Raw genomic sequence first — 24,358 nt, 5'->3', positions numbered from 1 at the left:
GTAGAATTGATTGTTAGTTGTTGGTTTTTTCCCACTAACCACTATCTACTAACCACTAACCATTAACAGTCAAAACTAAAAATACTTTCAGCTGCGGCAACCTACTTAATCATGGGGAGAGAAGAACTAGAAGATATCGAAACGAAAAAGATTATGAACAGTTAATAAGTAGTGAAAAAATTTACCGAAGGATTAGCTAAATTTTGTTCTTTGTTGGTAGTTGATAGTTGTTTGTAAAAACCAATCAACAACCAACAACCAACAACCTAATATATGAAATTCAACCTGATTGTTATTGGTACATCTTTAGGAGGATTAGATGCTCTGCAAATTATGCTAAGGGATTTGCCAAAAAACTTCCCTGTACCTTTGGCTATTGTCCAACACCGTCATAAAGCTTCTGATGATACATTAGTGGTCTTATTGCAGCGTTACAGTAATTTAGTTGTCAAAGAGGTAGAAGACAAAGAAGAAATTTCGCCTGGATGTGTATATTTAGCTCCAGCAGATTATCACTTGTTAGTGGAAAGCATGAATAAAGCTGTTTCTTGCCCTTATTTCGCTTTATCTACTGATGCTCCTGTCACCTACGCACGACCATCAATAGACGTGCTTTTTGAAACAGCGGCAGATGCATACGCTGAGAAATTGATTGGTGTGTTGCTAACAGGAGCAAATCAAGATGGTGTTCAAGGATTGGCAAAAATCAAAGCACGCGGCGGTATAACTATAGTCGAAGAACCATCAACAGCATTTTGTCCAGTGATGCCGAAAGCGGCGATCGCTGCTGGAGTTGCAAAAATAGTTCTGCCATTGGCAGATATTAGCGCCTTCTTAGTAAAAATTTGCAATTTTTGATTATTAATATCTTTATTGTCTCTATTGCGGTCTGAAATCGAAACAAGAGAAACAATATCCTGGACTTATCTAAGAAGTCCGGGATCTGTGGGGATCTGTGTCTTGCAAGTAGGATTGCTATACTTTTCTATTTTAATGAAGCAATAGATCATTTGATATTGAATTGTCAACAATACCTAAATTTATAACTTAAGATAGTGGGAATACAGCTAGCTAAAGCGTCACAGTCAATAGCAAGACGTAAAAACGGCTTGGTCTATTCCTAAAAGTGTATCCTTGCAATGTCATTTGAATCTAAAGTTAATGTCCTGTTGGTAGATGACCATCCAGAAAATTTGCTGGCCCTGGAGGCGATTTTGGGTAGCCTCGGTCAAAACTTGGTCAGGGCAACATCAGGAGCAGAAGCCCTGCGACACTTACTTAATCAAGATTTTGCCGTAATCTTGTTGGATGTGCAGATGCCAGATATGGACGGGTTCGAGACAGCAGCCCTTATTCGACAACGAGAGCGATCGCGGCATACGCCCATAATTTTCATCACGGCATTCAGCACCAATGACAACATGGTGTTTAGAGGATATTCTCTCGGCGCAGTAGACTACCTATTTAAGCCTATAGAAGCAGAAATATTGAAATCTAAGGTAGCAGCCTTTATTGATTTGTTCCAGAAAAGTGCCGAAGTGAAGCGACAAGCCGCACAACTAGCAGCAATGAATGCTGAACTCAAAAAACGCGAAGAAATGTTTCGCTCTTTGAGCGCTTGTTCGCCAGTAGGTATTTTTCTTACAGATATGCATGGTAGATGTACGTATACAAACCCTTGCTACCAGGCTATTTTTGGTTTGTCGCCAGAGGAAAGTTTAGACGAAGGTTGGACGCAAAGAATTCATGATGAAGACCAACAACGGGTAATTGCAAACTGGTATGCCGCAGCAGCTCAAGGCCAGGAATACAAAGGCGAGTTTCGCATCATCACCCCAGAAGGAATAGAGCGTTGGATTCACGTGTCAACATCTCCGATGCGTTCGGAAGAAAGCAAAGTCATTGGTTTTGCTGGCACCTCAGAAGATATTACAGAGCGGAAAAAAGCTGAAGAAGAACATATTAAATTGATCCGCGAACAAACAGCACGAAAAGAAGCTGAGACAGCAAACCGTCTCAAGGATGAATTTTTAGCCACACTCTCTCACGAACTACGCACACCGTTAACAGCAATACTTGGTTGGGCAAGACTGTTGCGCCAAGGGAAATTAAATGAGGAAGCGATTGCCCGTGCCATAGAAACTATTGAACGCAATGCAACTTTGCAGGCGCAACTAATAGAAGATATTTTAGATGTCTCCCGGATTATGCGAGGTAAACTCAATCTCAATATGTGTCCGGTGAATCTGGCAACCGTAATTTCAACAGTTGTAAATAGCGCCCGTCTGGAAGCAGAAGCGAAAAAAATTCAACTTGAATATGTAATTGAACCCACTGAAGCAGAAGACACGGAGACATTAAGACACGGTGACGCGAGGAATAAAAATGAAACAGTTTCCGCGTCACCGCCTCCCCCTTTCTCCGCATCTTCACAGGCGTCCTCGTCTCCTCCCCTCCCCGCACCTTCTTCGATCGTCTCAGGAGATTCCAACCGCTTACAGCAAATCGTGTGGAATTTGCTTAGCAATGCTATTAAGTTCACATCTTCTGGTGGCAAGGTAGAGGTGCGATTGTCAGCGCATGGGGCAAGGGGCATGGGGCAAAGGATCATGGAAATTTCCAATGCCCAATGCCCAATTCCCAATGCCCAATTCCCAATTTCCTATGCCCAAATCACCATCAGTGATACAGGTGTTGGTATTAGCCCAGATTTTCTCCCTCATGTTTTCGATCGCTTTCGCCAAGCAGATGGCAGCATCACTAGAAACCACGGTGGACTAGGATTGGGACTGGCGATCGTGCATTATTTGGTGGAAATGCATGGTGGTAGCGTTCATGCTGATAGTCCGGGGGTGGGGCAAGGAGCAACATTTACTGTGAGGCTGCCACTTTTAGAAATCAAGGAAGAACTTGTTGAGAACATCTCCCTCCAAGGGTTAGCAAATCAGGCATGTGCTATTGTTCCGCAAGTTGAGGTAAATTCTAGGAAAGTAGCCATTGTTCCCGAAAAGTGGCGAGCCACGCAAAGGGAAGAGACCAAGAATATTGTCCCCCCCTCCTGTTTTTCTGAATCACCCTTGAACGATCTGCAAGTGTTAGTAGTAGATGACGATGCTGATATACGAGACTATGTTTGCACCGTTCTGCAAGAATGCGGAGCAAAAGTAACAGCTGTGGCTTCAGTGCGCTTAGCACGTTTAGCCCTAGAACAATCACAGCCAGATGTCCTGATCGGTGATATCAGTATGCCAGAAGAAGATGGCTACACACTGATCCGTCAACTGCGAAATTTAGAAGCAGAGAAGGGAGGATATCTACCTGCAATTGCATTAACAGCATATGCTAGACCCCAAGATTGCCAGCAGGCGTTAGAGTCAGGCTTCCAGATGTATGTTTCTAAACCAGTCGAGCCAACCCAATTGATTAATTCGGTGGCAAAACTGATGCAACGCAATTGTATTGTGTGAATGTGTTGTTTGTTGGTGGTTGTTTGTTGGTAGTTGGTTGTTCCAAACAACAAACAACTACCCTCCGGGTTCGCCAGTCGCTCATGGGGGAAACCCCCAAGACCGCGCTGGCTCACCAACTACCAACAATTCCTAAACCAAATCAGGAAACATCTCTTGTACGGCGGGATGTACCAAGCGATGATTTTGCACATTCACACCCTTAGCTAATGCAGGGTTAGTTTTGAGTGCCCCTATTCCCTGATTTGCTAATTGCACTACATATGGTAGAGTACTGTTGTTGAGTGCCTGAGTTGCCGTCCAAGGAACTGCCCCTGGCATATTAGGAACGCCGTAATGTAATACACCTTCTTCTAGATAAACTGGGTTGGTATGAGTTGTAGCGTGCATGGTTTCCACACAACCACCTTGGTCAACAGCTACATCAACTATTACCGAACCAGGTCGCATCTGTTTAACAAACTCCCGAGATACAAGCACAGGTGCTCTCCGCCCCGTCACCAAAACCGCACCAATCAGTAGGTCTGCTTCGCGGACGGTTGCTTCAATATGAGCAGAGTTACTGTAAAGCAGTTCCACTCTTGAACCAAATAAGGTTTCTAAGTAGCCTAAGCGTTCTACGTTGACATCCAAAATCTGAACGCTAGCTCCCATACCGACGGCAATTTTAGCGGCTTCTGTACCAACTACGCCGCCACCTAAAACCACTACTCTGCCGGGTCTAACTCCAGGAACCCCGCTTAAGAGCACTCCTCTACCACCTTGCTGGCGTTCTAAGAATCTTGCTCCGAACTGCACTGCCAACCGACCAGCAACAATGCTCATCGGTGTTAGCAAGGGTAACCTGTTCGCACCAGGTTGTTCGACTGTTTCGTAGGCGATCGCACATACGCCACAATCAATTAAATTTTCGGTCAACTTCCGGTCAGCCGCTAAGTGTAAATATGTAAATAATATTTGTCCTTTTTGCAAAAATTTATACTCCCAAATTTGCGGCTCCTTGACTTTGATCACTAACTCTCGATTCCAGGCAGCTTCTGGAGATGGGACGATTTCCGCACCTGCCATTTTGTAATCATCATCCGTAAATCCAGCAGCAGCGCCTGCTTGAGTTTCCACAAAGATAGCATGACCGCTTTCTTTTAGTACCCTAACACTAGAAGGACTCAACCCAACTCGAAACTCTTGATCCTTAGTTTCTTTGGGAACACCTATATCCATTTACTGCCCCTAATTAATTTTTGTTTAGCTTTAGTTTGTCAGTCTTATCCCCGATCTGTTGAATCAGAGACTACGAATTTACCTGATATCAGTTTTGAGATAGTTGCAACTAATAATCACAGCATAACTTCCTAACTGCCTTGCTGCCTTCTGTCTTTTGCCTCACGAAACTTCCGATTGGCAGAAGCCACAACAGAGTTTTCTCTGCCTTTTGGTACAACTATTATGTTGCATTCTTCCAAAAAGATGGTATTTTCTTGTTTTGACACCATCTACTGTACTTCAAACTTTTATTCTTGACGATTTCCAGAGTCTTTCTAAAATATATTAAGAATAGTAAAAAAACGTAAAACTGTAATTGAGCTATATAGCTCAATTTGCATGGCTATCAAAGCATCTACTAATTTTCATTTCTCAACAAGAGGTTTTCCCAAATGATTACACAACCACAGCCAAGCCTTACACCTAAGCTAGAAGAGCCAAAATTTGGATTTAACGAATACGCCGAGCGCTTGAATGGTAGAGCTGCAATGATTGGCTTTATCCTGATGGTGGTGATAGAGTATGTCACCGACAAAGGTGTGTTATCATGGCTCGGTCTGAAGTAAGCTTCTCAAAAAGCACTGCTGTGCTTATTGCAAGTTAGCGATGAAAGAAATTCTAGCCAGCTGGATATTCCAGCTGGTTTCGGGTATTACAACTTTGCTAATTTGTTTTCATGATTAATTCCTAAAATGACTTACTGCGATCCGATGGCTAACCTTGCTGATGTTTACTTTTTTACTCACTCTCCGGAAGCCACTTAGAAGTACTTTACAGTAGTGTTCTTACCTAACTAAATAAAATTATAATGTTTATATGCCCTGATTCAGGGCAGCAGTTGCGGGTGAGGGATTCTCAGTAATTTTACACAAAGGTGAACTAAAATAAACCAAGCTGTGATGAATGCTGTAAATGCTGTATTGCCTCGATTTTTAAAGTCTGCCTACCGAAAAGAACCCTTAATCAGTGTATTAATTACGATAGGAGTGGTAGATGCACTGATCGGTGGATTTGACGACAAATGGTCTTTGTTTGCTTTTGGCTTGGGAACAGCAGGGATGACGCTTTTATTTAAATTTTGGCGCAGTCAACAGCGTCGTCCCATACCTGATGAGCCTGTGGTACAACATTACTTACCTTCCCACTCTTCCAGCCCAACTTTACCAATGTTGAGCATTTCCAAGAAAAAGCCACCTCAGTAGATTTTGGATTTAGATCCTTCTTTTTGCTCAGGACGCTTTGCGTTTTAGATTTGAGACTAGGGAATTTGCGGAGCATCGCTAAATTCCTATTTTTACGCTTGTGGGTCGATGTTTTCTTGCCCTACAACTGAAAGTAGGTATTAAGTGATCGCCCATGAATATTAGTTACAATAAATACTTGCTAGCAGGTGTTGTGAGTATAGCTGTGTTATTGCAAACACCGTCTGCAACTCCTGCTGATGTTGAATTTGATGTTAAACCTAACTCCCAAGCTACTAATACTCTTGTTAATCCCCAGTTAGTTTATATACTCAAAGAACATTCGGGAAGCGTTAAATCTCTAGCATTCGCTCCTGATAACCAAACTCTTGTTAGCGGCGGTTCAGAAAACGATGGTGTCATCCGTTTGTGGAGTGCAAAAACAGGCAAACGAATTGGAATCATTCGCAAAGCCCAAAAAACAACCGTTGAATCAGTGCTGATTTCCCCAAATGGTCTAACTCTAGCTAGCTGTAGTAATGATTACACCATTAATCTTTGGAACCTAAAAACCAATAAATTTAGCCGTTCCTTTATCGGGCATAGCAGTAACGTGCTATCTCTAGCTGTAACTCCTGATGGGAAAATTCTCGCCAGTGGTGGTTTAGATGGCATTCGCCTATGGGATTTGATTCAACAGCGGCCGTTGGCTACTTTAGTACACTACAACAACATCTCTAAAATAGCGATTAGTCCTGGTGGTCAAATCCTCGCCAGTGGTGACACTAAAGGTATGGTGAAACTGTGGAATTTGAATTCTGGTCAACTTATCCGTGAGTTTACAGCCCATACTAAAGTAATTAGCGGTATAGCTTTCACACCAGATGATCAAACTCTAGTTACTGCTAGTCATGATGGCACAATTAAACTTTGGAATGCCAAAACTGGAGATTTAGTTAGTACTCTCACAGCAGACAAAAACTGGATGAGTCACAGAGATTGGATCAATGCGATCGCTATCAATCCAAATGGTCGTATTTTAGCTAGTGGTGGCAAACAAGGCATAGTAAAATTATGGGATTTGACAACAGGAAAATTACTCAATACACTTGACGGACATACTGATTGGGTAAGTGCGATCGCTTTTAGCCCTGATGGACAAATGCTTGCCAGTGGCGGATACGACAAAAAAATTATGATTTGGCGCAGTCATCCGATTTTGGATTTTGGATGGGTGGATTGGCTCCACAGATAAATCTGGGGGCTTGTACCCTGCTCGGAATGATTGGTCAAACCAAGTAAATCATTATTCTGTTGACTACCAACTGGTTGGAGATCCAACCGCATCGGTGGGTTCCCCGATTTAGGCGGACTAGCGTTGGGAGACGCGGAGAAATGATCGGAAACTCTCGACCTGTCCCCGTGTCCTCCTCATCCGCTTTTCCCCCTCTCCCTTGTCCTCAACCATAGAGACAATTTCTGAATACTAAATCGACATTCTAGGGGGTATCAAGCAAAATATTTGATACTTCTCATATATCCTCTATGGTTAAGAAAAGGTTATCTAAAATATAAAAATAATTAAAAATTTGATTGATAAATATCTCTGTATTTTTTAAATACATGTAATTAAAAAACTATTTATAAAGCTAAGTAGGCGGGCATAATTAAACGTCAAATGCCAATCAGTGAAACCTTTTCAGGAAGCAGCTTTTCTCTTCTGTCTCCTGCTTTCTAACTATTTGATTATTTACTATTACGTGAAATAGACTTTTCTGAAAAATGAAATATAACATTCATTTTTATGTACCTAAAATTACTCAATTTTTCTGGAAATATTTATTTGCTGCGATTAAAGTTTTATTAGGTTAGAAATATAAACTCTAGTCTGTCTCAGGAAAATTTCTAAGACTTGAAAAGATTTTGAATTTTGAGGAGTCTACTATGAGACATCCATTTCACTTAGAGATTGCTGAAATTAAAGCAACAGGTTTGATTTTTGAGGAACTGAGTAACGATGAGAGCGAGAAAATCTCGGGAGGATCTTTCTCCTCTGATTTTTTTGCTGGTTTTGGTGACTTTGATGTTTGGAAACTTAGTTTTGGGACTACTAAGCCTTCAGATGAAAAGCAGCAAGGAGTAACAAAAGTTACTGATATACCCGGAGGAAAACAATACACGTATATAAATCACCAAAAGGAAGTCAAACAAGACCACTACAGAGACTTCCAAGCATACTAAGAGAAAATGCTGCTGGAAAATACCAGTTGCTACCACTGTTGTTAACAGTTAGAGGAATTGTGTTGGTTTTGATAATTTTGCTTTTAAAAATTAGTCAATCCAACTGAGGCCTCTTGCATGACTTATCCTCGTTATTCTTCTGGGCTAAAGCTAAAACCCGCTTGGACGGGTTTTTTACTTTTTTTAATACTAAATCCACATTCAATACCTCTTTTTTCTCACAGGCTAGAAGCCTGGGGCTATGAAAAAGAGACTTTATCAAGCGAATTTAGCATATACCAGCTACGTAATTCTAATAAAAAACCCCCTGAGGGGGTTGAAGAAGAGGGTAGAGTAAAAAGTAATACTCAAAGAATATACAGCAATCCGAACAGAATGATCCAAATGACGTCAACAAAGTGCCAATAGATTTCGGCGGCTTCTATACCAAAGTGCTTTTCTTTGCTGTAGTGGCCGGGTTTGAGCGATCGCCACAACACAGCCAGAATTGCTAACACACCAATGGTAACGTGCAGTCCGTGGAAGCCTGTCAAAACGAAAAATGCACTGGCAAATAAGTTGGTAGTCAGACCAAATTCCAGGTGGTAGTATTCATACAGCTGCCCTGCCAAGAAAATAATCCCCATCACGGCAGTAATTGCAAACCACATTTGCATACCCCGCACATTGTTCTTTTTGATGGCGGTATCAGCATTGTGGATGACAAAACTGCTAGAAATCAGGTTTATAGTGTTGATTCCAGGAAGCAGCAGTTCTAATTCTGGAGTGCCTTCTGGGGGCCAAGCAGGTAATGTAGAACGGAAAGCTAGATATGCTCCGAACAGACCCATAAAAATCATCCCTTCGGCAATTAGGAACACAATTAGCCCAAAGAGACGATGATCTGGATGTTCTTCGTGATGAGCAACAGCTTCTGCTGTGTGGTGGTAATTCAGGGCTGTTTTTGCTGGGTCAATTGTTTGTTGACTCATGAATCTTTTTTGAATTATGAATTGTGAATTATGAATTATGAATTATGAATGCTGAATTCATAATTCATAATTCATCCTTTATTTAGCGTTCGCCTTTCTCGGCAGCAATAGATGGATAGGGTTCGTCAGGTTCAGCACGCAAGACGGAGTTAGAACCAGCAGACACAGCTGGATCGGCGTCAGATAAAGGCACGCCCTCTTTAGCTTTTTCCAAGCCGTAATCGTAGGGCCCGGTGGCTAATACTGGAGGTTTGTCAAAATTCTCAATTGCTGGTGGTGAGGTAGTCATCCACTCTAGAGTCAGCGCCTTCCAAGGATTGTTACCAGCCTTGGGCCCGTACATCCAACTCCAAATTACGTTGACGATGAAGGGCAGTGTTGAAACCGCCAGTATGTAAGAGCCATAGGTACAGATTTCGTTAAGTAACGCGAATTTGGGGTCATACTGGGCGATACGGCGGTTCATACCCAGCATTCCCAGCTTATGCATGGGTAAGAAGGTCATATTTAAACCGACAATAGTTAAAGCAAAGTGAACTTGTCCCCAAAAGTCGTTGAGCATCCGTCCTGTCATTTTCGGGAACCAGTGGTAGAAGCCAGCATAAATGCCCAAAACACTACCACCAAACAGAACGTAATGCAGGTGCGCCACAACAAAGTAAGTGTCGTGGACATGGATATCAAAGGGCACTGCTGCCAACATAACGCCACTGATACCGCCAATGACAAAAGTGCCAACAAAGCCGATCGCAAACAGCAAGGCAGGGCGTTCAAGGTGAAGTTTGCCACCCCAGAGGGTTCCCATCCAACTGAAAATTTTAATACCCGTGGGTACGGCGATGATCATCGTCGTGATCATGAAGAACATCCGCAACCAACCGGGGATACCACTGGTGAACATGTGGTGCGCCCAGACGATTAAGCCTAAAAAGCTGATGGCAAGACTGGAGTAGGCGATCGCTTTATAGCCAAAAATCGGTTTGCGGGAGTGAACGGGGATCACTTCAGAAATTACCCCAAAGAAGGGCAAAATCATGATGTAAACCGCTGGGTGGGAGTAGAACCAGAACATATGCTGGTAAACTACGGGATCGCCACCACCAGTGGGGTTAAAAAACGTTGTACCCGCGAACAAATCAAAGGCAAGCAGAATTAGCCCTGCGGCGAGTACTGGCGTAGATACCAGCACCAGTGCGGAAGTAGCAAAAGCTGCCCAGCAGAACAAGGGCAATTGATTGAACCCCAGGCCAGGGGTACGCATTTTAAGGAGTGTTACCAAAAAATTGATTGCCCCAAGGATGGATGATGTGCCCAACAACAGGACACTCATAATCCAAATTCCCTCACCCACCTGACCTGTCACCAAGCTGAGGGGAGGGTAAGAAGTCCAACCTGCGTCTGGTGCATCACCCACAGCTAAACTGGCAATCAGCATCAAACCAGCTGGGGGAAGAATCCAAAATGCCAAGGCATTCAGGCGGGGAAATGCCATATCCTTTGCTCCAATCATCAGGGGAAGGACATAGTTAGTAAAACCCGCACCTGCTGGCACGATCCACAAGAAAATCATGATTGTGGCGTGCAGTGTAAACAAGCTGTTGTAGACTTCCGGGGTAACAAAATCTACTTCTGGTGTTCGCAGTTCCGTACGCACCAAGTCAGCCATCACCCCACCAATACAGTAAAAGATGAAGGTGCTGACTAAGTATTGAATGCCAATAACTTTGTGGTCAGTGTTAAAGGTAAAGTATTCCCACCATTTTCTTATCCCTGGTTCTTCAGCCTGAGCAGGGATATTTGCTGTTTCTTGTACTTGTGCTTGTGTCATAAGTCTTAGTCATTAGTCAATGGTCAATAGTCATTAGTCAATGGTCAATAGGTCATTACTTTTGACTCTTGACTCTGGACTGTTGACTATTTGTTGTGAAGTTGATGTAGCGTTTCTGACTGAATTCCTATGTCATGGGTGTATGGGGCAAGAAATTCAGCTGGGGATAGTTCCGCAGGGTTGACAGCAACTGCTTGATTAAGGGTGTCATTACTTGCAACCTGCTGTTCTTGCATCCACGCCTCAAAAGCTTCTGGTTTCTCTACCACAACTTGCGATCTCATCGCACCGTGGTAGGGACCGCACAGTTCCGCACAGATCAGCGCATAACTACCTTCTTTGTTGGGCGTAAAGCGAATCTCGCTTTGCCGACCAGGGATTGCATCTTGTTTGAGGCGAAACTCGGGCACCCAAAAAGCATGGATGACATCGTTCGCTGTCATATTAATTTGCACTTCACGCCCGATGGGGACATGCAGTTCACCAGTGGTTATACCTGTTTCAGGATAGGTGAAAAGCCAAGCATACTGCAAACCTGTAACGTTAACTACAAGTGCAGGTGGTTGACCTTCTTTTCCAGGAACAGGATCAATCGTGGGAGCAACACTCCCGACACCAGGAGCATTTTGCTTTTGGGGAATTTGATCGGCATTGCGGACTGCGGCTGTGGCTGGGTCTTGCATTGCCTCATCAGACTTTTCCTGATTGAGGTTCAGTTCAGTGCTGGGAGGTGTATCAGTTAAAGTTGCCGCTATAGCTGCCCCTGGCATTTTCATTGCTTGTGAGGCAATGGGGGCTTCGTGTACGGCATGGGGACTAAAACCGCCTATTGAGTTGTAAACATCGAAACTGTATACAGAAATACCAAGGACGATAATAGCCGGAATCGCTGTCCAGAGGATTTCTAGCGGTACGTTTCCATGAACAGGCGGGCCGTCTTGATCGTCACCTGCACGCCGACGATATTTAATGGCGGAGTAGATCAAACCGCCTTCGACAATCAAAAATATACCTGTGGATACGATCATCATTGTGTTGAATAGACCGTCCACCAATAAAGCTTCATCGGAGGCTGCTGTTGGCAAGAGGCCATGATTTTGACCGTACCAGAGGCTGACCAGTGTCAGCAGGATGCCAATGAGTAGTGTCCAGATTGAACTTGGAATTTTCACGGTTAATTAGGGTTAATGACTTTACTACGTTGGACAGAACTGCTCACTTACTACGGTAGTCCACCCTAAAAGACATGGAGAGTAACAGCGTAAAATTTTTATGTTTTTTTTTGTTTGACGGTCTAATCTTCAGGTAGTCTGCAACTCCCACTTTAGCGACTACGCAAAAAGACATGGCATAATTTTATCTTTTTGGTTGCCATAGTCAAAATTCTGTATAGCACAGAGTAGCTTATTCTCTAATTATGCCAGCAAGTATAGGAGCAATCGGGCGATCGCTCCTACATTATTTTCCTACAGTTATTTGTTGTACCACCTTTTGCAGGACAGATATTTACTCAGCAAAAACTACTGACTCTTTAATATCAGAACTAGCCAGAGTTGGGGCTGGAAAAATACGGGAGTACAGACTTGAAGGCTGCTGTTGGGCTACAACTGATTGATACTGGCGAGCATGAGCGGCAACTTCTACAGTCTTGACATCATAAGTTTGTGTCACCAATTTGGGATACAAGCCGATACCGATGATGGGAAGCAATAGAGAAGCGGTGATAAACAGTTCGCGGGGTTTAACATCGGGTACAAATGCATCCAGATGTAGCTGTGTACTCTGTTTGCCGTAGAATACTTGACCTAGCATCGACAGTAGATAAATCGGTGTCAAAATCACACCCACAGCAGAGAGTAGCACAACTACAACTTTGAAACTGGAACTGTAAACATCACTGGTGGCAATACCCAGGAATACCATCAACTCACCCACAAAGCCACTTGTTCCTGGTAATGCCAGAGAAGCCATTGCACCAGCGGTAAACAGAGCAAAGGATTTGGGCATTACCTTACCCATACCACCCATTTCATCCATCATCAAGGTGTGGGTGCGCTCATAGGTTACACCAGAGAGGAAGAACAAACTAGCAGCAATCAAACCGTGGGAAATCATTTGCAGTACAGCACCGCTCATCCCCAATTCTGTATAGGAAGCGATACCAATCAGCACAAATCCCATGTGGGCGATCGAAGAGTAAGCTAAGCACCGTTTGAGATTAGTCTGAGCGAAGGCACAACAAGCACCGTAAATAATGTTGACTATACCCAAAATCACCAAGACTGGGGCAAAATAAACGTGAGCGTTGGGCAGCATCTCCATGTTGATGCGGATGAGCGCATAACCACCCATTTTTAACAACACACCAGCCAAAATCATCGAACCGGCTGCGGGAGCTTCACCGTGAGCATCGGGCAACCAAGTGTGGAGAGGGAAAATTGGCAGCTTGACACCAAAGGCAATTAAGAAACCGGCATAAACGAGAAGTTCCAAGGCTTGGGGATATTGCTTCATTCCTAGAGTCGCCATATCGAAGCTGATGGTGTCTCCGGAGAATGCCATTGCAAAAGCCCCTACCAGGATAAATATTGAAGCAAGGGCAGTGTAGAGAATGAACTTAGTAGCTGCGTAGCGGCACTTTTGTCCTCCCCAGATGGAAATCAACAGGTACACAGGCACCAATTCGAGTTCCCACATTAAGAAGAACAAGAGTAAATCCTGGGCGACAAACACGCCGATCTGGGCGCTGTACAACGCCAGCATCAAACCATAAAACAAACGCGGCTTGTTGGTCACTTTCCAAGCTGCGAAGATTGCGAGGGTATTAATTAAGCCTGTTAGCAGTACCAGTGGCATTGACAAACCATCGACTGCTACAGACCAGTTCAAACCCAGCTGCGGTATCCAAGCATATTTTTCTACCAGTTGGAATGCAGAACTTTGAAAATCATAGTGATACCAAAAGGCACAAATCATTAAGGCGAAGTCTGCTAGTGCTACTCCCAGACCATACCACCGGACTGTTTTGCCTTCTTTATCTGGAATCAGAGGAATGGCTAAAGCAGCCACCAAGGGTAAGAGGATTATGGTTGTTAACCAGGGAACTTGAAAACTCATGATTTATTTTGGGTGCTCACTAATGATTGAAGATACAGATAAGACTGATGCGGATTGGTAAAGCAGTCCCAGATTCGAACATGATTTGCGAGTTATTGCCTTCAGGTTGTTGGTGAGCCAGTGCTGTCTTACCGTATAGCGTTCGCACATAGAGGAGGCGCATACTCGCTTCGGGATTCTTCTGTGTCCGAACTTTAAGCGCCATCGTCTTTCCCTCATGTAGACGCCCGCAGAGTGCAACTGGCCGCGAAAGGTTATTGATTGCTGTTTGTGCTGCTAATCAACTGCCAACAACCACAAAAACTATTCTTGATGAATTATGATTTGAAAATTTCAGATTTGTAGGCAATATTGACCTTGTTTTGCTTGTTTAAACACACGCTCCTTTCCATCACAAATATCTCACCTCCTACTTCAACAATTACTTCGTAAGTCATTGAATTTACTTGGGCTGCTCCTAACTCAAAGTTGCTATTCATCATCATTAGATTTCCTACTTAGTTTTCTATTTCCTTGCGAGTCTTTGTTTGGACAAGTAATAAAGTGAGTACAAGATAGACGGCACAAACAAAGCGCTTCAAATCAGCATTGATTCACACCTTGCACAATTCGAGTGGGAGAGCCAGAGGCTTTAATATCTAGTTACCAGGTTGAATCTGGTAACGATGATTTGGAGGCTTTGCCTCCTGGATATTGCATAAGCGTGCAAGATATCATTTGACTAATTAATTCTCTATTTAATACATTTCGTATGAATGCATTGATGTTTGATTTAATTAGTCAATTTATTGCCTATTTGTTTGTGAATATTCTATGAATTTAAATTCAAACTAGTGACAAAGCCGTATCAAAATAGTGGCATAAAGATGACAAAAAAGTGACAAAGCAGTGACAAGATGGGTAATTTCTGGAAATGATAATAGTCACAATTGCCTAGTAAAAACCTTAACTTCTACTGGTCAAGGGATTTTGATGATTTTATGCTTTGGTCATCTAATTTCTGTTTAAAAATTCTCATAGCAACAACTTCATCCACAAAATTTGTAAGTTAAAAGTTAGATGTGGAAAGGCTTACAAGCAAATCAGGAACTAAATTTTATCCACGGAATACTCAATAGCAGCTTTATGAAAGTTCTGTGTAGACAAACTATATAAAGAGTGCGCTGCTGATTAGCACTCTCCTTGTGATAGCTTTAAGGAAAGATAAGCTGCTGTTAATGTGCTGCCAACAGATCAATAATTTAGGGAAAAACTAGACATTACAGAAAATGTCAGTCATAAGACCCCTAAAAATCTGAAAAATCTCTAAAGCTTCAGGCTCAATTTCGTGAAGGTGATTCAAAGTATAAATGAGAGCCGATATCTCACCTAAAATTTATTACGCTAGGGTGGATATGGGGAGGACACTTGCGTGCGGGGGTTCACCCCGTTGGGGAGGCAGCGCGCCTTTGGAGGTTTCCTCCGTTGTAGCGACTGCCGTCAACGTGTCCGTTCAGTACTAACAAACGTTGGAAATTTCATAGCTCACGAAGAGCAGGCAAAAGGTATCTTTCATGAGCGAATTTGTCCTAGAACAACAAAATTTAACGGCAGTTGAACAGCAAAAGCCAAAGGATCGAATTCGTCGCCTAGTGTGGAGAATGTGCATAGCCACCTTAATTTTGATGGCGATAGGCAGTGCCACCCGCGTGATGAATGCAGGATTGGCTTGCCCAGACTGGCCTTTGTGCTATGGAGAACTGGTGCCAACTAAACAAATGAATTTCCAGGTTTTCCTGGAGTGGTTTCACAGGTTGGATGCCGCATTGATCGGAGTCAGCGCGATCGCTCTCGTGGGAATGTCTTGGTGGAATCGTCGCTCTCTACCAAACTGGCTACCTTGGGCATCTACATTTGCCCTATTTTTGATTGTCTTTCAAGGTGTGTTAGGCGGACTCACTGTTACCGAACTGTTACGGTTTGATATTGTTACCGCTCACTTGGGAACAGCTCTGTTGTTTTTCTCGACTCTACTAGCGATTGGCTCTGCAATCACCCCTTACCAAGGTACTGGAACAGTTGGTAAATTGCCTTGGGTGGGTTTAACAGCTGCTATTTTTGTCTACGTGCAGAGTCTTCTCGGTGCTTTAGTTGGATCTCGTTGGGCATTACACCAATGCTTTGCGGGTTATCAATTGTGTAATGTGATGTACAGTCACATCTTTGGCTTGATCCCGCCAACGGTAGCAACATTGGCTGTTGTATTTCTAGCTTGGCGGACACCAGCACTGCATCCAGCTTTGCGAAGACTGGCTAATATGGCTGGTGGATTGTTGAGTTTACAAATTCTCTTGGGATTTGCTACTTTCCGGTTGCATCTCCAAGTTGAGCCGCTGACAGTCTCTCACCAAGCTATAGGAGCGGCTTTGCTAGGTACTTTAGTCGTTTTCACTGTTCTCTCGCTGCGCGATCGGGCAATGAATATTGGTATTAATGCTTACTCTGATGCTGATACAGTCACTGCTGTTGGCAAACAAGCATCAGGAGTTAAGACCTAATTTTACTCCCTCTTTGCCCTAGCGACGGTCATCTGCTGCTACACCAACAAAGCCCACGAGGCGGGCTAGGAAATCAGGGGATTAAACAGAGATTAAAAACCGGGGATCGCATCTACTAGCAATCTTGAGTGAATAGAAGTCGCGGCTATAAACGAATTGCTTGCGTTTTCTGGGACTCAAGTTTGATGCTAGACAAACCGCCTAGTGTCATCAGGCGTAGATGCGTAACGCCTTCCCGTACACGGGTAATTGTGACAGTTTCTGGCTAATTAAGTTTGGCAAGTACTATCACTTTTACAGGCGACAAATCTGTATTTATTTAGGCTCAAAAGAGCTAGATAAAGCAGCGGCAGCCTAAAATTTGTTGAACAATAAGGAAATAGTGCCAAGATGATTGAGACTAATGTCTCTAAGCAGCATGAATCAATTCTGCAAATTCTCCAAAGCTACTACCAGCTAACTAAACCCAGGATTATTCCATTACTCTTAATCACTACAGCTGGGAGTATGTGGATAGCAGCAAAGGGACAAGTAGACCCAATGCTATTGCTAGTAACTCTCGTTGGTGGCACTTTGGCCGCTGCTAGTGCCCAGACAGTTAACTGTATCTATGACCGAGATATTGATTATGAGATGGAACGTACCCGCCACCGTCCCATCCCTTCGGGTAGGATTCAATTGCGTGATGCTCTGATTTTCGCGATCGCTCTGGCTGTTGCTTCTTTTACTTTGCTGTCGGTGTTTGCCAACTTGCTAGCCGCTTTACTGGCAATGTCTGGTATTGGATTTTACGTATTAGTTTATACTCATTGGCTAAAGCGTCACAGCACTCAAAATATCGTTATTGGTGGAGCAGCAGGAGCAATTCCTACACTGGTTGGTTGGGCAGCTGTCACGGGTACGCTTAGCTGGACAGCATGGTTGTTATTTGCAATAGTCTTCCTGTGGACACCACCCCACTTTTGGGCGCTGGCCTTGATGATTCGGGACGATTACGCAAAAGTTGGTGTGCCCATGCTACCAGTGGTAGCAGGGAATCTCGCGACAGTGCGGCAGATTTGGTGGTATATGCTGATTACGGTAGCAGCAACGCTGATGTTGGTTTATCCGTTGCAGCAAACAGGATTTGTTTATTGTGCGATCGCCCTGTATCTGGGGGGAGTATTTATTTACAAAGCTTGGCAGCTAATGCAAAACCCAGAGGATCGCAATCTAGCAAGAGGGGTGTTTCTCTATTCAATTTCTTACATGATGCTGTTGTGTTTGGGTATGGTGGTTGATAGCCTACCTTTTACTCATCATGTAATTAGTTTTGTGGTTAGTCAGTTACATTTTCTCAGCTGAAGTTAGCTGGCTGGAAAAAACCGGGTTTTATCTGAAGAACCCGGTTTTTTCATGCTGTAAATACAGTAGAGACGCGAAATTTCGCGTCTCTACACAAGGTTTTTGGTCTTATCCGAATTTTGCAAACCTAATTCTTCAATCTTTCGTCGTGCTTGCTCAAGCATTCCTGATGAAAAATCTACTCCAATTACTTTCCCTTCCGATCCAACAATTTGTGCAGCAGCAATGGCAATGATACCTGTGCCAGTTGCTAAATCCAGAACTTTTTGTCCTTTTTGTAGTTGAGCTAGTTCTAATAAAGGAAGAGTACGGCGAATGGTGGTGTAATCATTGTCGTAGCTTGTTCTACTGTTAAAAAAATCAATTACTTCTTGTTTGTATTGTTGTTCGTATTGGCTGTTGTGCATGTCATTTTGATTATTTTGCTGACAGGCATAAGCATAACTAACAGGCTGAGTTCATCTGAGGCATTTCTTTAGACAGAGGTTTCAGCCAAGCAGAAACTTTATGCTCAAATCTATACATGCAATAGTTTATCAGCAAATTTTGAGACTCCCGCCACGAACCAATGGGATTTTGTGGCAACAACTCTTTGCTGACAGCAGACACTGAACAAAGTGCGGGAGTATTTGATATGGCAATGATAGAAGTTTTAAACAGAATTTCTGACACTATCTGGGAAATTCCGGTTTCTTATAAACAGGGAATGCGCGTTCCTGCCCGCATTTATGGAACAGAAAAGTTAATTCAGGAATTAGACGACGCTGTTTATGACCAAGTCACTAATGTAGCTACACTTCCAGGCATAACTAAGTACGCTTTGTGTATGCCTGACGGACACTTTGGTTATGGTTTTCCGATTGGTGGTGTGGCGGCGATGGATGTGGAACAAGGGGGTGTGATTTCTCCTGGCGGTATCGGTTTCGATATCAATTGCGGTATGCGCTTAGTCGTAACAAACCTCACCTACGATGAAGTGAAACCCTATGTGAAAAAGTTGGTAGATAGGCTGTACGAAAGGGTTCCTGCTGGGGTAGGAAGCACTGGTTTTGTAAAAATTTCACGGAATGAGTTTCGCAAAGTAGTGGAAGAAGGCGCACAATGGTGCATCCGTAATGATTACGGTTGGGAAGAAGATTTAGAACTGATAGAAGAAAACGGCTGCATTAAAGGTGCTGATTCTGCCAAAATTAGTGAAAAGGCGATTGATAGAGGTTTCAACCAAATCGGTACTTTGGGATCTGGCAATCACTATTTAGAAATTCAAGTTGCTCGACCAGAGAATATTTTTAACCAGGAATTAGCCCAGAGTTTGGGAATTACTATTCCTAATCAAGTGGTGGTGATGTTTCACTGCGGAAGTCGGGGATTTGGTCATCAAGTAGCAACCGACTATCTGCAAATCTTCTTGAAGGTGATGGAAACTAAGTACGGAATCAAAATTTTGGATCGAGAATTAGCCTGTGCGCCTTTTGACTCTCCCGAAGGTCAAGATTATTTTGCGGCGATGAAATGCGGCATCAATATGTCGTTTGCTAATCGTCAAGTGATTTTGCACCGGATTCGAGAAGTGTTTTCAGAAATTCTTGGGCGATCGCCCCAAAATTTGGGTATGCACATGGTATATGATGTCGCCCATAATACCGCTAAATTAGAGCAGCATGTTGTAGATGGTAAAGAGCGATCGCTACTTGTTCACCGCAAAGGCGCAACTCGTGCTTTTGCTCCTGGGATGAGAGATGTGCCTGAAAGGTATAAAAACATTGGTCAGCCAGTGATTATTGGCGGCAGTATGGAAACAGGCTCTTATATCTTGGTGGGTGTACCCAGTGGTGAGCAAACTTTCTTCAGCACTGCTCACGGTAGCGGACGCACGATGAGTAGGACAAAGGCACGAAAAATCTATCGGGGAGAAAAACTCCTAAAAGAAATGGAAAGCCGAGGGATTTATGTCCGCAGTACCTCCTACTCCGGATTAGCAGAGGAAGCAGGTGGAGCTTACAAAGATATTGATGATGTCATCGAAGCAGCGGAATTAGCCGGGATTAGCAAGCGGGTAGCACGGTTGACTCCGATTGGGAATATTAAAGGCTAGCTTATGCTTGGTGCAGCTTTGCATTAATTCGTAGTGAATTGAAGATTAGAATGTAAACGCAGAGGCACGCAAAGTTTAACGCAGAGGAACGCAGAGTTTTGAAACAACTAAAAACTTGATGATTAAATATTACGATCAAGAAGAATTTTTATTTGAAGGTGATTTTTGAATTTGGAAGGGATACTAATTAAATCGCTGGACTGATAGAAGAGTTGGAGCGAACTTATGCAGATCCGCACACCACTAACAGTAATTACTGGGCCGTTAGGAAGCGGCAAAACAACACTGCTGCGTCACATTCTCGAAACTTTCCCCAAAAAAATCGCGATTTTGATGAACGAATTTGGCGAAATTGCCATTGATGCCAAAATCATTCAAGGTAAAAATGTGCAGATGGCGGATTTAGGTGGTGGTTGTGTTTGCTGTTCGCTGCTGGGTGAATTTGAAGCCGCCGTGAATGAAATTATCGATAACGTTGACCCAGATTACATCGTGGTGGAAACAACCGGAGTTGCAGAACCCGATGCTTTGGTTTTTGATATTCAAGAAAGTTTGCAGAGAGTGCGGCTGGATGGAGTGATTACAGTTATTGATGCCGATGCAATGATTAAATATCCTTCTGTTGGTCATACTACCCGCATCCAAATTGAAGCAGCAGACACTATCCTCCTGAATAAGGTTGATTTAGTTTCTAAAAGTGAGTTGCAAGCGATAGAAAAAAAATTACATTCGATTAACGAAATTGCTTCGATTTTGCATACCGTGCGAGGTCAGGTAGATCCCGACTTGCTATTTGGTATCGCCAGAGAAAGAGTACAAGCACCACCACACCACGTTCATCAGCCAGAGTTTGAATCATTTAGTTACAGTTCGCCTGCTACTTTTAATCGCCAATGTTTTGAGGAATTTGCTGATAGTTTGGAACCGGATGTTTATAGAGCGAAAGGATTTATCCGCTTTCCTAAAAGCGTGTATTTATTTAACTTTGTAGCTGGGCGTTGGGAATTAGAGCCGTTTACACAGGAGGCCACAGAATTAGTTTTTATTGGCAAAAATTTGAGTTTAAAAAAAGCAGAAATTATTGATAGATTAAAATTGTGTGAGCGATAAACAACTCATTTACCATATAAATAGAGCCATCCTCCACACAGTAATGAATTACACAAATAACTTGGACACAAGATGAAGTGTTGTTATGTCCTACGAATTTCTCGAAGATGTTGCTACTGCTGATATTGCCTTTCGCGCTTGGGGAAAAGATTTACCGGAGATTTTTAAAGCGGCAGGTGATGCGACAATCAGCATTATGATTGAAAATTTGGAATCGATAGAACCACGACAGACGCGAAATATCAGTTTGGAAAATGAAGAATTAGACCTATTGCTGTTCAACTTTATTCAAGAACTTATTTATTACAAAGATAGCGAACAACTTTTGTTACGGACGCAGCAAATTAATTTTGAAGATAAAGATGGTAAACACCACCTTACTGCTATCCTCCAAGGAGAAAAACTTGACCCTCAACGTCATCAACAGTTAGTAGATGTGAAAGCTGTGACTTTACATCAGTTTCAATTACAAAAAACCAATGATGGTTGGATGGCGATGGTAATTCTTGATATTTAGTTTAAACGGTTAGATGAAAACTATATAGCGGTTTCCGACCTGGTGAGGTACGTTTTCAAAACTACTAACCTTGGTAAAAAAGATTTAGGTGTACCTCAGTTGCTTAATAAACGCTATAGATCAACCTAAATCTTAAAAAAGAAGTCGCCTGCTAGCGATTATCCAAAGAGAACCTCCAGTAATTCATTACGGCTTAAACCAGCGTGGCTAGCTACATCTTTCACTATGGCGTTAAGTGTGCCTATCTTGATAGGGTCATGGGCTGGAACTGTGATGTGATGTTCACCATTGCGTTGAGTAGTTAGGCGAATATGGCTACCTGTCTGATGACTGATCTCGTATTCAAGCCGAGCAAGAGCTTTTACTAATTCTGTACCAGATAAATCTCGTGGGAGCTTCAAGAAGCAATTACCTCATCTCGGACTATATGCAAACGAATAATTTTAGGACGGGTTTGTTGATCGGGAAAATGGCATTGAACAGCATTGCGCACCATTTCTCGCAAGGTTTCCATATCATCAGCTTGAGTGAAAATAGATTCACCTAAAGCCCTAGCAGTGTAACCACCATCTGGATCATCTTCAACTAAAAAAACAATTTCTGTCATTTTCACAGCTTATGCTTTTTCTAACTACTAAATTTTACAGCAGCCAGCCTTGACATCAAAAAATTTCAACTCACCATCACCTGCGACGGTGTATAACGCCACAATTGATGCAGGCGATTTGCTGGCATTGTTAGGTACAAAATATCACCAGCGCTAAGGTTAATATCCAGTAAATCCCAGCCGTGAATTTCTTGGTTATTCGTTTCTACGTACAAAGGTACAAAGTCAGCATCCATAGCTGCTTGTTTCACGCGCTGACCGCAAAAGGGATGGGAAGGGGTAATTAATGTTGCAAATGCTACCCAAAGGCTATCGGCTGTGATGCCATTGCCGAGGATGCGTCCGCCTAGGGCGGCGGCGGCAAAAGCTGGGGCGGCGAGTTCGGCGGGGCTGAGGACTGCTTCAAAGTCAAACACTTGTTGCGCCATGCGGGCAAAGTCCGGATCGGCGTAATGGACTATTACTGGTACTTTGTGTGTGATAGCTTTGACTTTGAGAGCTATTTCCATATTTGTGGCATCGTCGCTGGTGACAGCAATCAATGCCGCAGCATTCTCTAAATTACTGGCTTTGAGAATTGCGGCAAAGCTGCCATCACCGTGAATTACTGGAATACCTAATCCCCGCGCTGTGTTGACAAATCTATTGTTAGTGTCACGCTCAATGACGATGACTTCATGTCCACTGGCGTGGAGTTGCTCGGCAATTTTGATACCGATACCTCCTAAACCACAGACTATGTAATGATGGCGGTGGGGAATCCGGGTTGCATCCAAAAATTGTTTGAAGCGAGTGCCTAAGACAAAATCATTGAGTAGTGCGTAGAAAAGACCTATTACCGCAGCCCCTAACAGCATCATCAATACGGTAAATAATTTAATGCTGATGGGAGCTTGTTCTACAACTTTTTCATTACCGCCTGCTCCTGTCAGCATACCGACGGCAAAATAGAGAGCATCGATGATGGAAACGGCTTTATCAGTAGAAGTATAGATGAGTGTGGCGATCGCAATAATCACCAGCAGCACCACAGACATTACTACTACTGCTTCAGCATGTTTTTTAAACTGCCGCAGGCTAGTAAGAACTTTGAGGATTTTGGCAATCATCGATCTGCGGATGCAGCGCGTGCGCGGCTGAGTACCAACGATTAAGCGATCGCCTACTTTTAATTTGTGTCCTGTTACTACCGCCGAAACTAAATCTACTTCACCCTCTGCTGGCATATAGTAAATCAGCATCCGCGTCCGGTCGCTCCACAATTCACTCAGTTTGCGTCCCAACCACGGGTGATTTTCATCAATATGTTCTTCGTGAATCGGCCAAGTTTGCTGAAACAGCTTGATTTGTCCGATGGCTTGGCTTCCCAATGCTGCAAACGTAAATACAGGTGCTGCCAATCCAGCAACACTCATAGTCAAATGGTCTGACACCGCATGATCCAGACGTTCTCCTAAGCTGGTGTTAAAGAAGCGGTTGATAATCCGAATGCGGGGATTGAGCACCCGCGCTTGCATCATAATTCGCAAATTGAGTGCATCGTCACCCCCAGCGATTACAAGGGTGTGCGCCTGCTGAATGCCAGCTGCTTTCAGGGTACTGGCTGCGTGCAGATCGCCGACAATTACATCTCCTGCTCGTTCGCCTGGAATTGGTTGATAATGAATGCCGACGACTAATGCCCCCTGCTGTCTCAGCAAACGAAAGACTTTATATCCAGTGCGTCCTAAACCACAGACAATGATTCGAGGTTTCATGAATCAGCAGCATGATGTGCAGAAAAAGCTGCATGGTTAAATAAAAATACTAATTTAAATTCTTGCCTGATTCTCAAGAGTAGAACTGTAGCTGAAAACACGATAAATAGAAGTCATTAGTCCTTTGTCATTAGTCATTTGTAATTCGTTGGTTGTAACAATCCACTACTAACCACTAACTACTAACTACTAACTAATGACCAATGACCAAAAGAATGGGATACAAGCCCCGTCCTTCTAGGACGGCTTTTCTTGATTCCTAATGTACTCCTTCAAGACTTCTATTGGCGCACCCCCTACAGACACCGCAAAATAACTGGGAC

The 24,358-nt window shown here is 43.3% G+C and carries 22 protein-coding genes and 1 pseudogene; 11 read left to right on the top strand and 12 right to left on the bottom strand.

Annotated elements, in window-relative coordinates; all coding sequences use genetic code 11:
- Positions 1 to 273 precede the first annotated feature (273 nt).
- Positions 274 to 858, top strand: coding sequence for a chemotaxis protein CheB (locus tag HXY43_RS08770; RefSeq protein ID WP_290882320.1), 585 nt, complete (start codon positions 274 to 276; stop codon positions 856 to 858).
- Between the two features lie 281 nt (positions 859 to 1,139).
- The gene (locus tag HXY43_RS08765; RefSeq protein ID WP_290882317.1) at positions 1,140 to 3,467 is read left to right on the top strand and encodes a response regulator; all 2,328 of its coding nucleotides are present in this window, start codon (positions 1,140 to 1,142) and stop codon (positions 3,465 to 3,467) included.
- Positions 3,468 to 3,599: 132 nt separating this feature from the next.
- On the opposite strand, the gene ald is transcribed toward HXY43_RS08765, so the two are convergent.
- Positions 3,600 to 4,688: an alanine dehydrogenase gene (gene ald / locus HXY43_RS08760; protein ID WP_026732100.1), complete on the bottom strand. Its 1,089-nt coding sequence runs from the start codon at positions 4,686 to 4,688 to the stop codon at positions 3,600 to 3,602.
- 131 nt (positions 4,689 to 4,819) lie between these two features.
- Complete coding sequence (locus HXY43_RS08755) at positions 4,820 to 4,960, bottom strand: hypothetical protein (RefSeq protein WP_290882314.1); 141 nt, start codon at positions 4,958 to 4,960, stop codon at positions 4,820 to 4,822.
- A 162-nt stretch (positions 4,961 to 5,122) separates the two neighbouring features.
- Between HXY43_RS08755 and HXY43_RS08750 the strand changes: the two genes are divergently transcribed.
- The 4 genes from HXY43_RS08750 to HXY43_RS08735 all read left to right on the top strand — a co-directional run bounded on the left by HXY43_RS08750 (position 5,123) and on the right by HXY43_RS08735 (position 8,152).
- The gene (locus HXY43_RS08750; protein WP_290882312.1) at positions 5,123 to 5,296 is read left to right on the top strand and encodes a chlorophyll a/b-binding protein; all 174 of its coding nucleotides are present in this window, start codon (positions 5,123 to 5,125) and stop codon (positions 5,294 to 5,296) included.
- Positions 5,297 to 5,629: 333 nt separating this feature from the next.
- Entirely contained in the window at positions 5,630 to 5,932 is a 303-nt protein-coding gene (locus tag HXY43_RS08745) for a hypothetical protein (RefSeq protein WP_026732102.1), read from the top strand.
- A gap of 154 nt (positions 5,933 to 6,086) precedes the next feature.
- Positions 6,087 to 7,166 (top strand): WD40 repeat domain-containing protein, encoded by a 1,080-nt coding sequence (locus HXY43_RS08740; protein ID WP_290882311.1) that lies wholly within the window; start codon positions 6,087 to 6,089, stop codon positions 7,164 to 7,166.
- 689 nt (positions 7,167 to 7,855) lie between these two features.
- Positions 7,856 to 8,152: a hypothetical protein gene (locus tag HXY43_RS08735; RefSeq protein ID WP_290882308.1), complete on the top strand. Its 297-nt coding sequence runs from the start codon at positions 7,856 to 7,858 to the stop codon at positions 8,150 to 8,152.
- Positions 8,153 to 8,499: 347 nt separating this feature from the next.
- Here the strand turns inward: HXY43_RS08735 and HXY43_RS08730 are convergent, their stop codons facing one another.
- The 5 genes from HXY43_RS08730 to HXY43_RS08710 form a co-directional block, all read right to left on the bottom strand.
- A complete protein-coding gene (locus tag HXY43_RS08730; protein WP_290882306.1) occupies positions 8,500 to 9,123 on the bottom strand; it encodes a heme-copper oxidase subunit III in 624 nt (207 codons plus the stop codon).
- An 82-nt stretch (positions 9,124 to 9,205) separates the two neighbouring features.
- Positions 9,206 to 10,951: a cytochrome c oxidase subunit I gene (gene ctaD, locus HXY43_RS08725; RefSeq protein ID WP_290882304.1), complete on the bottom strand. Its 1,746-nt coding sequence runs from the start codon at positions 10,949 to 10,951 to the stop codon at positions 9,206 to 9,208.
- 86 nt (positions 10,952 to 11,037) lie between these two features.
- Positions 11,038 to 12,123, bottom strand: a complete 1,086-nt coding sequence (locus HXY43_RS08720; protein WP_290882301.1) for a cytochrome c oxidase subunit II — start codon at positions 12,121 to 12,123, stop codon at positions 11,038 to 11,040.
- A 334-nt stretch (positions 12,124 to 12,457) separates the two neighbouring features.
- Complete coding sequence (locus HXY43_RS08715; protein ID WP_290882298.1) at positions 12,458 to 14,068, bottom strand: NAD(P)H-quinone oxidoreductase subunit 4; 1,611 nt, start codon at positions 14,066 to 14,068, stop codon at positions 12,458 to 12,460.
- Positions 14,069 to 14,385: 317 nt separating this feature from the next.
- Complete coding sequence (locus tag HXY43_RS08710) at positions 14,386 to 14,553, bottom strand: hypothetical protein (RefSeq protein ID WP_290882295.1); 168 nt, start codon at positions 14,551 to 14,553, stop codon at positions 14,386 to 14,388.
- Positions 14,554 to 15,621: 1,068 nt separating this feature from the next.
- Between HXY43_RS08710 and HXY43_RS08705 the strand changes: the two genes are divergently transcribed.
- Together HXY43_RS08705 and HXY43_RS08700 are read left to right on the top strand one after the other, a co-directional pair.
- A complete protein-coding gene (locus tag HXY43_RS08705) occupies positions 15,622 to 16,605 on the top strand; it encodes a heme A synthase (protein WP_026732109.1) in 984 nt (327 codons plus the stop codon).
- Positions 16,606 to 16,995: 390 nt separating this feature from the next.
- Positions 16,996 to 17,949: a heme o synthase gene (locus HXY43_RS08700; RefSeq protein WP_290882290.1), complete on the top strand. Its 954-nt coding sequence runs from the start codon at positions 16,996 to 16,998 to the stop codon at positions 17,947 to 17,949.
- A gap of 89 nt (positions 17,950 to 18,038) precedes the next feature.
- On the opposite strand, the gene HXY43_RS08695 is transcribed toward HXY43_RS08700, so the two are convergent.
- Complete coding sequence (locus HXY43_RS08695; protein WP_290882288.1) at positions 18,039 to 18,356, bottom strand: methyltransferase domain-containing protein; 318 nt, start codon at positions 18,354 to 18,356, stop codon at positions 18,039 to 18,041.
- Positions 18,357 to 18,583: 227 nt separating this feature from the next.
- On the opposite strand from HXY43_RS08695, the gene HXY43_RS08690 reads away from it, so the two are divergent.
- The 3 genes from HXY43_RS08690 (at position 18,584) to HXY43_RS08680 (ending at position 21,671) form a co-directional block, all read left to right on the top strand.
- Complete coding sequence (locus tag HXY43_RS08690; RefSeq protein ID WP_367161473.1) at positions 18,584 to 20,044, top strand: RtcB family protein; 1,461 nt, start codon at positions 18,584 to 18,586, stop codon at positions 20,042 to 20,044.
- A 225-nt stretch (positions 20,045 to 20,269) separates the two neighbouring features.
- Positions 20,270 to 21,154, top strand: coding sequence for a GTP-binding protein (locus HXY43_RS08685; RefSeq protein ID WP_290882283.1), 885 nt, complete (start codon positions 20,270 to 20,272; stop codon positions 21,152 to 21,154).
- A gap of 85 nt (positions 21,155 to 21,239) precedes the next feature.
- Positions 21,240 to 21,671, top strand: a complete 432-nt coding sequence (locus HXY43_RS08680) for an archease (protein WP_290882280.1) — start codon at positions 21,240 to 21,242, stop codon at positions 21,669 to 21,671.
- Between the two features lie 158 nt (positions 21,672 to 21,829).
- Here HXY43_RS08680 and HXY43_RS08675 read toward each other — a convergent pair whose 3' ends face one another.
- The 4 genes and pseudogenes from HXY43_RS08675 to HXY43_RS08660 form a co-directional block, all read right to left on the bottom strand.
- The gene (locus HXY43_RS08675; protein ID WP_290882277.1) at positions 21,830 to 22,072 is read right to left on the bottom strand and encodes a type II toxin-antitoxin system HicA family toxin; all 243 of its coding nucleotides are present in this window, start codon (positions 22,070 to 22,072) and stop codon (positions 21,830 to 21,832) included.
- Complete coding sequence (locus HXY43_RS08670) at positions 22,069 to 22,278, bottom strand: 2-oxoisovalerate dehydrogenase E1 subunit beta (RefSeq protein WP_290882275.1); 210 nt, start codon at positions 22,276 to 22,278, stop codon at positions 22,069 to 22,071. Before HXY43_RS08670 ends, HXY43_RS08675 begins: the two co-directional genes overlap by 4 nt.
- 65 nt (positions 22,279 to 22,343) lie before the next feature.
- Positions 22,344 to 24,035 (bottom strand): TrkA family potassium uptake protein, encoded by a 1,692-nt coding sequence (locus HXY43_RS08665; protein WP_290882273.1) that lies wholly within the window; start codon positions 24,033 to 24,035, stop codon positions 22,344 to 22,346.
- A gap of 237 nt (positions 24,036 to 24,272) precedes the next feature.
- Positions 24,273 to 24,358: pseudogene (locus tag HXY43_RS08660) on the bottom strand (IS200/IS605 family transposase); the annotation flags it as partial.

Source organism: Fischerella sp. (assembly GCF_013388695.1).
Taxonomy (GTDB): Bacteria; Cyanobacteriota; Cyanobacteriia; order Cyanobacteriales; family Nostocaceae; genus PCC9605.
This window is presented reverse-complemented; position numbering and strand designations above follow the sequence as displayed.

Coding starts and splice junctions, on each gene's coding strand:
- HXY43_RS08665 (WP_290882273.1), bottom strand. CDS start 24,035: ATGAAACCTCGAATCATTGTCTGTGGTTTAGGACGCACTGGATATAAA.
- HXY43_RS08770 (WP_290882320.1), top strand. CDS start 274: ATGAAATTCAACCTGATTGTTATTGGTACATCTTTAGGAGGATTAGAT.
- HXY43_RS08695 (WP_290882288.1), bottom strand. CDS start 18,356: ATGCACAACAGCCAATACGAACAACAATACAAACAAGAAGTAATTGAT.
- HXY43_RS08700 (WP_290882290.1), top strand. CDS start 16,996: ATGATTGAGACTAATGTCTCTAAGCAGCATGAATCAATTCTGCAAATT.
- HXY43_RS08715 (WP_290882298.1), bottom strand. CDS start 14,068: ATGAGTTTTCAAGTTCCCTGGTTAACAACCATAATCCTCTTACCCTTG.
- HXY43_RS08685 (WP_290882283.1), top strand. CDS start 20,270: ATGCAGATCCGCACACCACTAACAGTAATTACTGGGCCGTTAGGAAGC.
- HXY43_RS08740 (WP_290882311.1), top strand. CDS start 6,087: ATGAATATTAGTTACAATAAATACTTGCTAGCAGGTGTTGTGAGTATA.
- HXY43_RS08730 (WP_290882306.1), bottom strand. CDS start 9,123: ATGAGTCAACAAACAATTGACCCAGCAAAAACAGCCCTGAATTACCAC.
- ald (WP_026732100.1), bottom strand. CDS start 4,688: ATGGATATAGGTGTTCCCAAAGAAACTAAGGATCAAGAGTTTCGAGTT.
- HXY43_RS08765 (WP_290882317.1), top strand. CDS start 1,140: ATGTCATTTGAATCTAAAGTTAATGTCCTGTTGGTAGATGACCATCCA.
- HXY43_RS08750 (WP_290882312.1), top strand. CDS start 5,123: ATGATTACACAACCACAGCCAAGCCTTACACCTAAGCTAGAAGAGCCA.
- HXY43_RS08690 (WP_367161473.1), top strand. CDS start 18,584: ATGGCAATGATAGAAGTTTTAAACAGAATTTCTGACACTATCTGGGAA.
- HXY43_RS08710 (WP_290882295.1), bottom strand. CDS start 14,553: ATGATGATGAATAGCAACTTTGAGTTAGGAGCAGCCCAAGTAAATTCA.
- HXY43_RS08735 (WP_290882308.1), top strand. CDS start 7,856: ATGAGACATCCATTTCACTTAGAGATTGCTGAAATTAAAGCAACAGGT.
- HXY43_RS08670 (WP_290882275.1), bottom strand. CDS start 22,278: ATGACAGAAATTGTTTTTTTAGTTGAAGATGATCCAGATGGTGGTTAC.
- HXY43_RS08705 (WP_026732109.1), top strand. CDS start 15,622: ATGAGCGAATTTGTCCTAGAACAACAAAATTTAACGGCAGTTGAACAG.
- ctaD (WP_290882304.1), bottom strand. CDS start 10,951: ATGACACAAGCACAAGTACAAGAAACAGCAAATATCCCTGCTCAGGCT.
- HXY43_RS08755 (WP_290882314.1), bottom strand. CDS start 4,960: ATGGTGTCAAAACAAGAAAATACCATCTTTTTGGAAGAATGCAACATA.
- HXY43_RS08680 (WP_290882280.1), top strand. CDS start 21,240: ATGTCCTACGAATTTCTCGAAGATGTTGCTACTGCTGATATTGCCTTT.
- HXY43_RS08745 (WP_026732102.1), top strand. CDS start 5,630: ATGAATGCTGTAAATGCTGTATTGCCTCGATTTTTAAAGTCTGCCTAC.